Annotated in this window: 13 protein-coding genes; 11 read left to right on the top strand and 2 right to left on the bottom strand. The window is 51.7% G+C overall.

Translation table 11 applies throughout. The features are described from left to right. Positions 1-20 precede the first annotated feature (20 nt). From hflK to ACK5LI_RS17250, 6 genes are all read left to right on the top strand, one after another. Positions 21-1,103 (top strand): FtsH protease activity modulator HflK, encoded by a 1,083-nt coding sequence (gene hflK, locus ACK5LI_RS17275; RefSeq protein ID WP_416951685.1) that lies wholly within the window; start codon positions 21-23, stop codon positions 1,101-1,103. Then, a complete protein-coding gene (gene hflC / locus ACK5LI_RS17270; protein ID WP_416951683.1) occupies positions 1,103-1,951 on the top strand; it encodes a protease modulator HflC in 849 nt (282 codons plus the stop codon). The genes hflK and hflC overlap by 1 nt, the downstream gene beginning before the upstream one ends. A 444-nt stretch (positions 1,952-2,395) precedes the next feature. Beyond that, positions 2,396-3,091 (top strand): LexA family transcriptional regulator, encoded by a 696-nt coding sequence (locus ACK5LI_RS17265; RefSeq protein ID WP_416951681.1) that lies wholly within the window; start codon positions 2,396-2,398, stop codon positions 3,089-3,091. Between the two features lie 252 nt (positions 3,092-3,343). Further along, the gene (locus tag ACK5LI_RS17260) at positions 3,344-5,437 is read left to right on the top strand and encodes a transporter substrate-binding domain-containing protein (protein ID WP_416951679.1); all 2,094 of its coding nucleotides are present in this window, start codon (positions 3,344-3,346) and stop codon (positions 5,435-5,437) included. A gap of 126 nt (positions 5,438-5,563) precedes the next feature. Beyond that, complete coding sequence (locus tag ACK5LI_RS17255; RefSeq protein WP_416951677.1) at positions 5,564-7,405, top strand: PAS domain-containing sensor histidine kinase; 1,842 nt, start codon at positions 5,564-5,566, stop codon at positions 7,403-7,405. Beyond that, positions 7,386-8,837, top strand: a complete 1,452-nt coding sequence (locus tag ACK5LI_RS17250) for a sigma-54-dependent transcriptional regulator (protein WP_416951675.1) — start codon at positions 7,386-7,388, stop codon at positions 8,835-8,837. Before ACK5LI_RS17255 ends, ACK5LI_RS17250 begins: the two co-directional genes overlap by 20 nt. Before the next feature lie 404 nt (positions 8,838-9,241). Here the strand turns inward: ACK5LI_RS17250 and ACK5LI_RS17245 are convergent, their stop codons facing one another. Next, positions 9,242-9,973: an energy-coupling factor ABC transporter ATP-binding protein gene (locus ACK5LI_RS17245; RefSeq protein ID WP_416951673.1), complete on the bottom strand. Its 732-nt coding sequence runs from the start codon at positions 9,971-9,973 to the stop codon at positions 9,242-9,244. Beyond that, positions 9,970-10,512, bottom strand: coding sequence for a biotin transporter BioY (locus ACK5LI_RS17240; protein ID WP_416951671.1), 543 nt, complete (start codon positions 10,510-10,512; stop codon positions 9,970-9,972). Before ACK5LI_RS17240 ends, ACK5LI_RS17245 begins: the two co-directional genes overlap by 4 nt. Before the next feature lie 207 nt (positions 10,513-10,719). Between ACK5LI_RS17240 and ACK5LI_RS17235 the strand changes: the two genes are divergently transcribed. From ACK5LI_RS17235 to ACK5LI_RS17215, 5 genes are all read left to right on the top strand, one after another. Beyond that, positions 10,720-11,421, top strand: a complete 702-nt coding sequence (locus tag ACK5LI_RS17235) for a class I SAM-dependent methyltransferase (protein WP_416951669.1) — start codon at positions 10,720-10,722, stop codon at positions 11,419-11,421. Between the two features lie 78 nt (positions 11,422-11,499). Beyond that, on the top strand, positions 11,500-11,919 hold the full coding sequence (nikR, locus tag ACK5LI_RS17230) for a nickel-responsive transcriptional regulator NikR (RefSeq protein ID WP_416951667.1): 420 nt from the start codon (positions 11,500-11,502) through the stop codon (positions 11,917-11,919). Positions 11,920-12,032: 113 nt separating this feature from the next. Beyond that, entirely contained in the window at positions 12,033-12,803 is a 771-nt protein-coding gene (gene folE2, locus ACK5LI_RS17225) for a GTP cyclohydrolase FolE2 (protein ID WP_416951665.1), read from the top strand. 177 nt (positions 12,804-12,980) lie between these two features. Next, a complete protein-coding gene (locus tag ACK5LI_RS17220; RefSeq protein ID WP_416951663.1) occupies positions 12,981-13,358 on the top strand; it encodes a flagellar basal body rod C-terminal domain-containing protein in 378 nt (125 codons plus the stop codon). A gap of 143 nt (positions 13,359-13,501) precedes the next feature. Then, positions 13,502-14,527, top strand: coding sequence for a sigma-54 interaction domain-containing protein (locus ACK5LI_RS17215; protein WP_416951661.1), 1,026 nt, complete (start codon positions 13,502-13,504; stop codon positions 14,525-14,527). The last annotated feature ends 161 nt before the right edge of the window (positions 14,528-14,688 follow it).

Raw genomic sequence — 14,688 nt, 5'->3', positions numbered from 1 at the left:
CTGCCCTATTTTTCGGTATTATGAACTGGGACTGGGAAAAACTGCAAGAAAAACGGCAAAGGCAGTCGGGTAGCACTCCACCCGGCAATTGGGGCCCCCAAGACCCCGGCTCCGATCCGCTCGGAGACGGACTTAAAAAGCTGCGCGATTTCCGCTTCCCCGTAGGCAAGCTCATTATTGCTGTTCTGGCAATTATGTGGCTTTCTTCGGGCATCTTCATCGTTGAACCCGATGAAGTTGGTGTTGTATTGCGTTTCGGCGAATACAACAGAACCGTTCAGCCCGGCCCTCACTATCACATGCCCTTCCCCGTGGAAACAGCGTACACTCCCAAAGTGTCGCAGGTTCGCCGCGTCGAGGTGGGCTTCAGAGGCTCAGAAGTCGGCTCCTTTACGCAGGGACAATTACGCCCAGTAAAGGAAGAATCTCTGATGCTTACAGGTGATGAGAACATCGTCGATGTTCAATTCATTGTACAGTATCAGATTAAAGACCCTGTAGCATATCTTTTTAACGTATCGCAGCAGGCATGGACTGTAAAAAGTGCCGCAGAAGCCGCCATGCGTGAAGTCATCGGCTACAATGCCATCGATTCCGCCCTTACCGGCGGAAAACTGGATATCCAGAACAAAACAAGGGACCTGCTGCAAAGCATTCTGGATGGCTACAATGCTGGTGTGCACATTGTGGCAGTACAGATGCAGGATGTTCATCCGCCTAAAGAAGTTATCGACGCGTTTAAAGATGTCGCCAGCGCAAGAGAAGACAGAAGCCGCATAATCAACGAAGCAGAAGCATATCAGAATGAAATTCTGCCCCGTGCACGCGGTCTTGCTGCCGAGATTGTCAACCAGGCAGAAGCGTATAAGGAAACTAAAATACGCAACGCCAAGGGTGAATCTGCGCGATTTGAAAATGTTCTTACCGAATACAACAAGGCAAAAGACATCACGCGCAAACGTATGTATCTGGAAACCATGGAACAGATTCTTTCCAACCCTGATCTGGACAAGATCATCCTGAATGACAACACCAGCGGCGTTGTTCCATACCTGCCGCTTGACAAGCTGGACGCCGACCGCGCCAAGAAGGGGGCACAGTAATGAATAAGAAAGCTGTTCCCGCTTTGCTGATTGCGCTAATTGTCATTGTTGTGGCCGTACAGTCGCTCTACACCGTTCACCAGACTGAAAAAGCCATAGTGCTGCAGCTGGGTGAACCGGTAGGAGATGTGATGGAGCCCGGGCTGCATGTAAAAATGCCGTTTATCCAGAATATCATCTACCTTGATGCCCGTATTCTGGAGTATGATGCAAAACCTGCAGAAGTACTTACCAGCGACAAAAAAGCGTTGCTGCTTGATAACTACGCACGCTGGCGCATTACCGATCCGTTACAGTTCTACCGTACTGTCCGCACCATCCGCGGTGCACAGGCAAGACTGGACGACATCGTGTATTCGCAGATGCGTGTATTCCTCGGTCGCTACCCGCTCTCCGAGGTAATCTCCTCCAAGCGTTCAGTAATTATGGAAGAGGTCACCAAACGTTCATCCGAGCTGCTGAAGGATTACGGTATGGAAGTTGTGGACGTGCGCATCAAGCGTGCTGATCTGCCTCCCGAAAACCAACGGGCTATCTTTGGCCGTATGCGTGCAGAGCGTGAACGTCAGGCCAAGCAGTACCGTTCTGAAGGTCAGGAAGAGTCCACCAAAATCCGTTCTCTGGCAGACCGTGAACGCGCAGTTCTTCTGGCTGAAGCCCGCCGCAATGCCGAAGTCATCAAAGGGCAGGGTGAAGCCGAAGCTACTAAGATCTACGCCGAAGCGCTCAAACTCTCACCCGAGTTTTATGAATTCAAGCGTAGCCTTGAAGCATACGAGCGCAGCCTTAAAACCAAAACCCGCATCATCATGTCCCGTGAGGATGCATTCTTGAAGTACTTCAAGTAACCCGCCTATCATGTCACATGTTACACTTGTGAATACAACACAAGTGCAACATGTGACACTTTATCTTTTATCAGCACAGTTCTATACTCAATAATCTTAAAAGCGTATAAGGATTGATGGCTGATGGCATTCATTTTGTATATACAGCTCTAATTATACTTTCCGGCTTCCTCACAAGATAGTCTCACTTTCATTTCGCAATACAACCGCTGCAAATAATGAGGGTATAGACAACTGCTTTTAAAAGATTTTCTGTTGTGTCAGGCAAATAAGGGGGCTAGTGGCATTCCATACAGATATCGGGAAGCACGTATACAAGATAGCAGGAGCAAGCCAACGGCATAAGTCGGAAAGTTTTCAGGCAGCCCTGCATTTCAACGCACGGTATCGTGCGAATATATCGGCTATTGTCCGCCATGGCCGACAACTAGGCGGGAGAATACTATGTCTACTTTTGATGAAGTTTTTGAAAGAATCAAAATGGCTACCAATACCCGGACTCAGGTAGAGCTTGCAGAGGTCCTGGACATCAGACAGTCCAGTATTTCTGATGCAAAGCGCCGCAACAGCGTTCCGTCCGATTGGTATATGAAACTGTTTGAAAAGTTCGGTCTTAACCCTGATTGGCTTAAAATGGGCAGCGGCCCCATGTACCTGCGCACCGAGCAGGGATACCAGCCGGTAGATGGCCCTGCGGCAGGGCAGGTATTTGAAGACCCGGCAAAGTACGGAGATCCCGATGCAAAAAGCAGTGTGGTTACCGTATATGCCATGCACGATAACCAGGCAGATAAAAATGAACTGCCAAGCAAAGGCCTGAGCAAACTCAGCGTGCCTCAGTCTTTTGCCGGACCATCCATTCAGGTTTTCAAAGTTGAAGCAACCAGCATGGAGCCGCTGATTTCCAAAGGCGCCTTCGTAGGTCTGGATACTCAGCAGAAAAGCATCATGTCCGGCGAACTGTATGGCGTGTTCATTCCTTACGAAGGAATCGCCATCCGTCGCATCTACCTTGATGCACAGAACCAGCGCTTTATCCTGCGTTCTGAAAACCCTGCTCTGCCCGAGCAGTTTCTGCCTCTCGGCAAACATCAGGCCAGCATTGTCGGCCGCGTCACATGGGTTTTGCAAAAGATGTAGCAACCTGTACAAAAAATCAGCCGGATCATTGATCCGGCTTTTGTTGTATCAAGCTCCTGCCTGACAAAAAAAGCCAACGTTGTATCACTATCCTGCTTGCCTTTACACAATCTCTTGCTAAAGTGGGTTATAGTTACCGAAAGATAGTAAACCGAACACCCCGTTTTACTGTAACACCGGATACTACAAGTGGTGTACGTAGCGTTATCTCACAGTCAGCCACCCAAGGCAGCCCGACACCCGATACAACATATGTATACGGGTGCAACCGCGTTGTTGCTGACTTTTTTCTGCCTGCTCTTTCCGGCTCTGGAAAAGGCATCTGCTCATGAAGAAATTCTGCTTGTCCGCAGCGATATAAATCGCCCGCCATATGAGTATGTCAACCACGGCATTCCAAGCGGATTCAGTGTGGAGCTCACGCAGGCCATTGCCAGAAGAAGCGGGCTGCACCTGAAATTTTCTCCGGGGGTATGGAGCGAAATCAAGGAGGATGTACTGAACGGCAAAGCAGATGTGCTTGCAGCAATGTTTTTCAGTAAACACCGGCAGGCAGAAGTTCTTTTTTCCGAACCCTACACCAACATCCACCACTCAATTTTTGTCCGGAATGGATTCCACCCGGCGACAATCGCAGATCTGGACGGCAAAACAGTCTTTGTGCAGCAAGGCGATATTATGCATGACTTTGCCCTTAAGCACATGCCACATAGCGCGATCGTGCCCACCCCCTCACCCGATCAGGCGCTTGAACTGCTCGCTCAGGGCAAAGGTGATGCCGTCCTGATGGGAAGGCTTGAAGGGCTCTTCCTGATCCACCAGCTAAAGCTATCTAACGTCGAGGTAGCCGGCGAGCCTGTTCTTGTTACTCCCCTGTGCTTTGCCTTTCCTCTTGATCGGAGTGATCTTTGTGAAACCTTCAACGAAGCACTCGCAGTACTTAATATAACCGGCGAATTTGACGCAATTTATGACAAGTGGTTTGGCAAACTTGAACGCCGTTCAGCTCTTGAGCTGGCATTGGAATATGCGGCCTGGGTGCTTACTCCCATTTTTATATTCATGGCTGTGGGACTTTGCTGGCTTCTGTTCCTCAGAAAAAAACTTGCATGGCGCACACAGCAGTTGCAGTTCAAGATAGAAAAATTACAGCTGACAGAACAAGCGCTGGCCGAAAGTGAGCGTAAGTACCGCACTATTTTTGAAACCATGCAGGACGGCTTTTACCGTGCTGATATGAATGGCAAAATACAGCTATGCAACCCTGCCGCTGCGTCTATTCTAGGTTATGACAGTCAGGATGAACTCATCGGCATCGACATAGCACGCGATTTATACGTCAATCTGGAAGAACGCGCCCAATTTGTCAGACGTATTCTTGCTGACGGTACAGTCAGTAATGTTCAGGTGGAACTGAGGCGCAAAAACGGTGACCACATTATCGTCGAAACCAATTCAAAGCTGATTTACAACCAGTCTACCGGTAAACCTGTTGCTGTCGAAGGGGGAATAAGAGATGTAACCACCCGGCAACAGCTTCAGGAACTTCTGGCACAGACAGAAAAAATGATTTCGCTGGGCGGGCTCGCCGCTGGGATGGCGCATGAAATCAATAATCCGCTCGGCGCAATCCTGCAGGCTGTCCAAAATATCAGGCGCCGCATGTCGCCCGAGCTGCCTGCAAACAAAGTGGCCGCAGAAAAATCTGGAATTGATCTGCAATCGCTTGAGCAATACAACAAGCTTCGTAACATCGAATCAATAGTGAATAGCATCCAGCGTGCGGGGGAACAGGCCGCGGCCATAGTCTCCCAAATTCTGAACTTCAGCCAGCCGGAAGCTCCCATATTGATCCCCAGCGATATTAATGCGCTTATTGAACGCGTTCTGTTGCTTGCCCAAAGCGAATGGAATCTTGGCAATCAGGCGTCTCTTAACAAAATTTCCATTACCACCGAGCTAAGCAAAGGGCTTCCGCCTGTCCCCTGTTCTTCATCAGACCTTGAACAAGTATTTCTGCACCTTATACGCAATGCTGCTCAGGCCATGGCACAGGCCAAAACAGAGAACCCGCGTATCGTCATTCGTACAATTCTGGAAACTATGCACCTGCGTGTAGAGGTTGAAGACAACGGCCCCGGCATTAGCTCCGGCACTTCACGCAGAATTTTTGATCCGTTCTTTACCACCAAAGAAGTAGGTGAAGGAACAGGGCTGGGGCTTTCAGTTTCGTATGTTATTATTACGCAAAAACACAAAGGGACTGTTTTCCACGAGACAGTACAACCACACGGAGTACGTTTTATCATTCGCCTGCCCGTCTTTCCCGAAGATGAGCAATCCTGACAGCCGGACTTTGACCTGCGGCGCGAAAAACCGCATAGTGCCTTTCACATGCACACACAATCCAGCGCGAACTCCGGCTTGAAGAGCAGCCCCGCACCAGAGCCCACTGCAAGACTCCTGCACCTTATGGCAGACGACCCGGTCACCGGACGGGGTTTGACGTATGCCGCAGCCGCCATCAACCCCCATACAGGCTGGCAGGAATCCGAACTGCCTGCGGCTCTCCATTCAACGCTAAAATCTGCCAACCAACTGGATAAGCTTACACAGTGGCTTGCATCAGGCTCTCCCGTCCCGTTTGAATGTATTCTGACCCACACAACAGGCGCCATCCGCCTTGTATTTACGCCGCGCCTGTTCAGTCAGGGCGGCAGACCTGTACCTGCAGTGAGCGTACAGTGCGATCAGGCACCGGCGCACCCTCTTACAGGCACCGGAAACGCCCAGATGCCGCCGCTGTTCAATCGGTTTCCAGCCTTTGTGGTTCTTGTCAGTCAGGATTACAGCATACGCTACGCCAACCAGACATTTTACGACATGTTCGGCGATGTCCGCCACCTGCCCTGCTATCAGCACATCCGCGGACGTAGCGAACCTTGCAACGTCTGTGCACCGTTTGATGTTTTCGAAACAGACAGCCTCACCATTTCCGAATGGGAGCATCCCCGCGCCGGTAAAGCATACAGAACGTTTGCCTATCCTTTTCCGCTGGATGACGGCAGCCCTAGTGTGCTCATTATCGGCCTTGATATCTCGCAAAGCCTGAAAGCCCAGAAAGCGCTGAGCCACAGCGAACAACGCTACAGAGCAATCACCGACAACCTGGCGTCAGGCATTGCCGTTATCGATGCAAACGGCAGTATCCAGGCTGTAAACCCAAAGATTTCAGAATGGTTCGGCGATGCTATTTCAAGCGGCGTTTTTGTAGATGACCTGTTCAGCCTTACCCGCCCCTCAGTCGCAGAGACAGCAGAAAACAGCCTTTCAGCAGAAACTGCCGCACCCCCGCTGCAGTCGCCCTTAGAACAGTTATGCAGCCACCCCGCGCAAAGCCTGCTTAAAGCGGTTCTTACCGGTTCGTCAGATGAAACTGAGCTTCCGCTTATGTCCCTCAGCGGCGAACGTATCTTTCGGATAGTAGTCTGTCCCATCCGTGGTGAAGAGCGCATGGCCGGTGCATCAATCCTTATGCTGGACGATATCACTGAGCGCAGACAGGCTGAACAGAGCTTGCAACGCACACGTAAACTTGAAGCCATGGGAACGTTGGCAGGCGGCATCGCGCACGAAATCAACCAGCCACTCAGCGCACTACAGTTATACGCCAGCGGTCTGGAGATGATGCTTGAAAAGCAGGGGTCCATTGAGCCGGAGCTTCTTTTCAAACGTCTGTCATGGATACTGCGTGAAGCAGAAAAAATCCGTGAAATCATAACTCACATGCGCACTGTTGTACTGCAGGAAGAAACACCAAACTGCGGGCCTGTAGTTGTTGAAGATGCCATTAACAGCGCACTTGGCCTCGTAGGCGCACAACTGCAATCACACAACATTTTTCTGAAGCTGGACTTCGGTGCCGATGTTCCCATAATTTTCGGAAATGCTGTTCAACTTGAACAGGTGGTTATCAATCTGGTAATCAATGCCATGCATGCTCTTGATTCTATAGATATTCTGGATAAGACCATTCACATACGCACTTCTGCCGCTGAATCCGGTATGGCCCGTCTGGAAGTTGAAGATAACGGTCCGGGACTGCAAGGGCTGGAAGAACGTATTTTCGACCCCTTTTTCACTACCAAAGAGGCAGGCAGCGGTATGGGGCTTGGCCTGTCCATTGTGCACGCGTTTGTCGAAACATGGGGAGGCTCCGTGCAGGCTGAAGATCTTCCCCCGCCGAAACAGGGCGCGCGCTTTGCTATTCTGTTGAAACCCGTAGGAGTTCCTGATGCGGATAATGATCATTGATGACAACCCTAACAGCCTGCAGAGCCTCAGCGTTGTATTGAGCGACATAGGGCACGAGCCGGAAGCCTTCAGCAACCCTGTGCAGGCGCTGGCACGTTTGCAGGAAGCTTACTATCCGCTGGTTATAACCGACATCCGCATGCCGGAGATGGACGGCCTGGAACTGCTGACCAGAATAAAGAATTATGAACGAACCCGCTATTCGGACGTGGTCCTGATCACTGGTCACGGAGATATGCATACGGCGGTCGAGGCCTTGCGCAAAGGGGCTTATGATTATCTTGCAAAACCGATCAACGCCCGCGAACTGGCTGCCGTTGTGGAGCGCAGCGCAGAGCATCAGGCGCTGCTGCTTGAAAACAAAGATCTTAAACAAAACCTGACCGATAAAGTAAACAAAGCTACCAGCACCCTGCAAGCGGATCTGGACAAGGTCCGTAAGCGGCTTAAGTCTGTAGTGGGTATCGGCACTATTGTGGCTCAGGCTCCGGCCATGCAGCAGGTATTGGAAGAAGCCCGCATTTTTCATGATGATCCTGCAGTGCCAGTCCTGCTGGAAGGTGAAACCGGTACCGGCAAAGAAGTTATCGCCCGCATGATTCACTATGGTGAAGCCGGAACAGAAACGCCCTTCATAGCAATCAACTGTGCTGCCATACCTCAGGATCTGTTTGAAGCAGAGCTCTTCGGGCACGAAGAAGGCGCCTACACCGGCAGCCGCTCCGGCGGCGCGCCAGGCAAGCTGGAAGCTGCCGATTCCGGCACTATCTTTCTGGACGAAATTGCAGAAATGCCGCTGTCTCTTCAGCCAAAACTACTTCGTGTGCTGGAAGAACACGCTTTTTACCGTGTGGGAGGCGTAAAAAAACGTACGTTCAAAGCGCGCGTTATCTGTGCGGCGAACCAGAATCTGGCAGAAATGGTCGAAAACGGGACTTTTCGCCGCGACTTGTACCACCGCCTGACGGTAGGGCACATCACCCTGCCCGCATTACGCCAACGGCCCGAAGACATCCCGCTGCTTGCGGATATGTTTCTGCAGCGCGAGGCAAAGCGAAAAAAGAAACTTTTTAAGGGAATAAGCAGCAGCGCCATGCGGTTGCTGCTTACACATTCCTGGAAAGGCAACGTGCGTGAACTTGAAAACGCCATAGAACGCGCAGTGCTTATTCATCAGGGATCTCTGCTTGAAGCGGCACATCTCAGTTTCATTCACGGAAGTCCTGAAAGCCGCCACAAAGCCTGCTGCACACCGGTAATACCTGTGCTGACAAAAGCTGAATTTGTACTGCCGGATAACGGTTTTAATCTGGATGAATTCACAACTGAAATCATGCACAAGGCCGTGGAGAAATTCGGCGGTAACAAAAGTAAGGCTGCCGCGTACCTTGGGATATCGCGCTTTGCGTTGCACCGCAGACTGCAAAAATAAGTGTGCAAAAATGCACACGTGTGCGACTTTGAACGTGCAGAAGTGCACACACAAAAGTACGCGCGTATGTTGTTTTAAACATAACACCCCCTCTACTCCTAGGGGGACAAGAGATATGCGTTCTGTTCACAAAGCAGGTTGAGTCGGCACACACTTTGCTCTATCATTATTGAAACGCGGTCGGTTGCCAGCAAAAGGCGTTCACCCCCCCAACGCCGGCCGTAGTTTCCCCGGGATCTGAATGCCAAATCCCTCTGATTCCCCCCCCCAATATCAGAGCCGGATGAACAGGCAACAATTCAGACCTTTCCAGGCCTCCGCGGATTTCCCCCCCCCAACCCGCGGAGGCCACTTTTTTTGGCGTAAAAAACGCCCGCTTCATCTGAAGCGGGCGTTTTTAAGTTCTATTCCCAAGGCTGTATGCCGTGCCCGTGCCTCCATGAACACGGAACCCGCAAGCCGAACTCATGAGCTCGTTCAAGAATCCGTGCCGGTTCACCGGAAACCGCAAGCCCGCCTTTGTGCAGCACTGCTCCGGCAGTGGCCAGATCGATAACCGGTTCCACATCATGAACAGATACAATCTGCGTAAGTCCGGCACGTGCATTGGCACGCAAAACTTCGCGCAATTCCATCATGGCCGGATAATCCAGCCCGCTAAAGGGCTCATCCAGCAACAGCAACTGCGGCTCGCGCAATGTCGCCGCCGCAAGACACAACTTCCTTTTCTGTCCATATGATAAAATCTGCACAGGACTCTGCCAGTGTTTTGCCAGATCAAACCGCTGAGCCATTGCATAGGCACGCGTATAAGCTTCTTCTCCATGTCCTGCGGTAAGCATCAGGTCTTCTTCCACAGTGGAGCCGATAATCTGTAAATCCGCATCCTGAAGCATTAAGGCAGCCTGCCTGCGCAGCTCCCGTTCCTGCCCTTTCCCCTGAACGGAACCTACACTAAGAGATCCGCCCGAGGGAGCAAACAAGCCTGCCAGCAATGACAACAAGGTAGACTTACCACTGCCGTTGGCACCGCAAAGGCACAGAAGCGTCCCCCGCTCGACACGCAACGTTACATCCCGCAGAACAGCTTCAGCAGCTCCGGGGTAGGTGAATGAAACAGATGAAATAGTAATCACTGAGGTAACAACCTGCGGGCGAGAAGAAACCTGTAAGAAACTGCGGCCGCAACGGCTTTTACAAGGTCGCCGGCTATAAAAGGAGCAACCGCCGCAGAAGCTGCGGCAGACATTTCCATATCAAGCATGGAAGCAAGACGCAGCGTACCCAGCACATAGGTAACTCCTAACGCTGCAAGTACACACAGCAAAAGTACAGGTATCGGCAAGTTGCGTCCGGCACCTGCAACACCACAGATAATTGCGGAAAGCACAAAGCCTAACAGAAATCCGCCTGTGGGTCCCAGTAAATGCGCAAACCCCGCACGTCCACCCGAAAAAACAGGCAGGCCAACTGCACCTGCCAGAATATACAGCAATACGGCAAGCCCGCCATAAACCGGCCCCAGTATAAGCCCCGCCAGCAGAACAAAGTATATCTGAAGCGTCATAGGCACCGGCCCTACAGGCACATAGATAAAGGCTCCTGCTGCAATAAGCGCTGCAAGCAGGGCAAGCCACACTGTACGGTGCAACGAAGAAAGAGGTGATTCAATCATGCATGGTCTCCGGAAAAAATGGCATCATGGCGCACTGGTATATCCGTATATAGTACCGGCAGCTTTCTGCACGGTCAATTCCAATGGCACATCTTCCGCTGTCTGTCGCATGGCCTGTGCAGACACTCATTTTTCATACACGGAAGTCAGCTGTGTCACTGGACTCAAAGCGGTGCATAAGGTAACAATCCGTGCCTGCGGAGGACCATGAAAACACCCACTACACAACTTTCAGGCTATACCCCTAGTGTCAGCGTTACCGTATGCGGCCGCACATGGACACTGGAGCGGGCAGCCGATCTTGAAACTCTCTGGCAGGCAATGACAGACGACGATCTGGACGGCGATGAACGCCTGCCTTACTGGACTGAGTTATGGCCCTCCAGCATTGCGCTGGCAGAGCAGATTCATGCTGACCGGAAAAGACTTGCAGGCAAGACCTGCCTTGATCTGGGGTGCGGTCTCGGCCTGACAGCGCTTGTCGGGGCATGGATCGGGGCCAGGGTAGTCGGAATGGACTATGAACCCATGGCACTGCACTTTGCACTGCGCAACACCACCCTGAACGGCATAGATCCCCGAAGCACACCCCTGTGGACCATCATGGACTGGCGTACCCCTGCGATACAAAAGCACAGTATGGATATGGTGTGGGGCGGCGATATTATGTACGAAAAACGCTTTGTCGAGCCGGTGCTTAACTGCATAGAATATGCTCTTGCTCCGAATGGACGGGCGTGGGTGGCAGAACCGGGCCGAACCGTGTACAAGTTTTTCCAGAATGCTCTGCAAAAACGCGGATGGCAGTCGCGCCTGCTGGCAGACCGCCCCACCCCCGCATTATATGAGCAAAAATGTCCCGTACCTGTCCGCCTGTGGGAGCTGACCCGCGGCGCAGTGCGCGACTAACAAAAGCAGACTGCCTTTTCCGCCGCAACGCAGACAAAGGCATCATCAGACGGACGCACCACACGAGGAGCACCCCCTATGGGCCAGACAATCAGATTCGGCGTTTCCCTTGATTCCGACCTGTTGGAAAAGTTCGACGCCCTTTGTGACGAACGCTGCTACCAGACCCGCTCAGAAGCCATACGCGACCTGATCCGCAACACCCTTGTCCAGCAGGAATGGGAAGATACCGGCCGCGATATTGCTGGAACGCTGACTCTGGTGTTCGATCACCATAAAAGTGATCTCCAGCAAAAGCTCACAGAAATCCAGCACGACGAGCATGACCTGATCATAACTACGCTTCATGTACATCTGGATCACGACAACTGTCTGGAGGTGCTGGTACTTAAAGGTGCTGCCGAGCGTGTGCGCAGCCTTGCCCAGCGGCTTACGTCGACACGCGGCGTCAAGCACGGCAAACTGAGCCTGACCACAACAGGACAGGATCTGGCTTGATCCTTACCGCCTGCACTCAACACGCTTTTTTTTAAAAACCGCATCTGGCGGCTGTCTTCATTTATTAACTTTTACGGCACGTAAACTTGTCCGACAGGAACCTGAAAAGAACAATGGAAGACGTACAAAACAGCCCTTCTCAAGTCCCTCTTTCCATCGACACGGTAGGCGTTAAAGAACTGCGCCTGCCCATTGTCGTCAGTGACAGAGCCAACGGGCATCAGCATACCGTAGCCGTGGTGGATATCGGTGTAGAGCTGCCCGCCGAGTTCAAAGGCACGCACATGAGCCGCTTTGTCGAAGCGCTTGCACACTGGGACGAACACCTTGATTACCGCACCATGAAAGGGCTGCTTGAAGATGTGAAAGAACGCCTGCACGCCAGAAAAGCATACGTGCATTTCCGTTTTCCCTACTTCATCGCAAAAAAAGCTCCCGCGACTGGATGCCCGGGACTTGTCAGCTACCAGTGCTGCCTGACAGGCGAACTGGCAGACGGGAAACCTTCCATGCTGCTTGATGTGGAAGTGCCTGTAATGACTGTGTGCCCCTGTTCCAAAGCCATCAGTGACGAAGGCGCACACAGTCAGCGGGCTATGGTACGCATATCTTTACGGATGAAAGAATTCTGCTGGCTGGAAGAATTCATCGAGCTTGCAGAACGTTCGGCATCATCGCCCGTATATACATTGCTTAAAAGAGAAGATGAAAAATTCGTTACCGAAGATGCCTTTGCCAACCCGACATTTGTTGAAGATGTCGTCCGCAATGCAGCGCATCAACTCGAAGAGCATCCCAGCGTATCGTGGTTCCGCGTTGAAGTTGAAAGCATAGAATCCATTCATAATCACAGCGCCTTTGCACGCATTGAAAAGCATCTGTAAAAGGCTGCCGCGTTTTTGCTGGCATCAAACGCGGGCTGTTTAGCCCGCGTTTTTTTATACATTACAAAACGCAACAACGTTGCGGACGAACACTTCTTTTATAATCAACATGCTGCATAAGGTACATCGACAAACTGCAAAGCCATGGCTATACTCTGTGCAGAGGAGGCCCGAACCATGCGTATTGAAAGCAACCTCCAGGCACTGAATGCCTTTTCTGTCCGGCAGGCAGTGACGGCAAACAATATTGCCAACGTTAATACGGACAATTTTCAACCCAGCAGGACCGTTCTGGAAACAGGACCCGAGGGCGAAGGAGTCCGTGTTGCCGATATCAGGCGCCAGCAAGAGTCTGAGGCCATGCGGCGGCTGCAACAGGAGCGCATTCAGACAGCAGACATGCAGCACGCGGACGAGTTGAGAAACGCCAGCGAAACAGACATCGCCCGTGAAACTGTAAACATGATTGAAAACCAGCGCGCGTATGAAGCCAATGCGGCAGCGATCCGCGCTCAGGACGAAATGATAGGCACGTTCATAGATGAAATGATCTGACCACAGCCAGAGATGTTTCTTGCTCCCCAGATTTCCATGATTTTTTCAGATTTGAGTTGACTTTGCGTCATGTTTTTGACACGCAAAGAGGTGATACTTGTGATTCTACTTCCCCGCTGCAACCACGCGGGTTCGGAGGCTCAATGGAGCTTAACACCGGCGGCATTATCGGCCAAAGCTCATCGCTGAGAGATGTTTTTCGTATACTGGCAAAAGTGGCCCCCACTGACAGCACCGTGCTGGTAACCGGCGAATCCGGCACCGGCAAGGAGCTCCTTGTCCGTGCGCTGCACATGAACAGCCAGCGCGCAGATAAGCCCTTCGTTCCCATCAACTGCGGTGCCATTCCCAGAGAGCTGCTTGAATCCGAACTGTTCGGCCATGAAAAAGGTGCTTTCACTCACGCCATCCGTACCCGCCCAGGCCGCTTTGAAGTAGCTGACGGCGGCACAATTTTTCTGGATGAAATTGGTGAAATGGACCTGACGCTTCAGGTCAAAATTCTCCGTGTGCTGCAGGAAAAAGAGATCGAGCGTGTCGGCGGCACTTCCATCCGCAAAGTGGATGTGCGCATCATTGCAGCCACCAACCGCAATCTGGAAGAAGAAGTGCGGGCAGGCCGCTTCCGTGAAGACCTGTATTACCGTCTGAATGTGATTCCGCTGCACCTGCCGCCTCTGCGCGACCGCGGTGCGGACATTCTGCTACTGGCAGAACACTTCTTGGTCAAATTCTGCAAAAGTAAAGAGCGGCCTACACTGAAGCTGGATGAGACCATCCGGCGTATTTTTGCGGCCTATCCATGGCCCGGCAACGTGCGTGAGCTGGAAAACTTCATGGAGCGCCTCAGCATTCTATGTGATGACGACTGCATCCAGCCGTATGACCTGCCTCAAAAGATTCTCGATGAAGTAGGCGATATTACAGACCTGCCGGAAATTGTCATGCCGGAACCTGCGGCTGTTCCGATGGGCTTTGCATGGCCGAAAATCGAAGATATGCAAAAGCGCGATATGGACCTGAAGCAATTTCTGGACACCATAGAAGAGCGACTGCTGCTGGAAGCTTTGGATCAGGCGGATGGCGTCAAAAATCAGGCCGCAGAAATTCTGGGGGTAAAACGTACCACGCTGATCGAAAAGCTAAAAAAACGTCAGATGGATAAGTAATCCGGCAACTCTGCCGATACAGATTATGCAACAGTGTACAATCAAAAGCAGTTCCTGCCGTCCGGCGCTGTATACACAGCAGGCGGGAAATGCTTACGATAAGGAATAAGTAGGCCGCAACTGTCAATTGCACGGCTTTTGCACCTTCACATTAGGACACG

The organism is Oleidesulfovibrio sp. (assembly GCF_047973035.1).
Taxonomy (GTDB): Bacteria; Desulfobacterota; Desulfovibrionia; order Desulfovibrionales; family Desulfovibrionaceae; genus Oleidesulfovibrio.
This window is presented reverse-complemented; position numbering and strand designations above follow the sequence as displayed.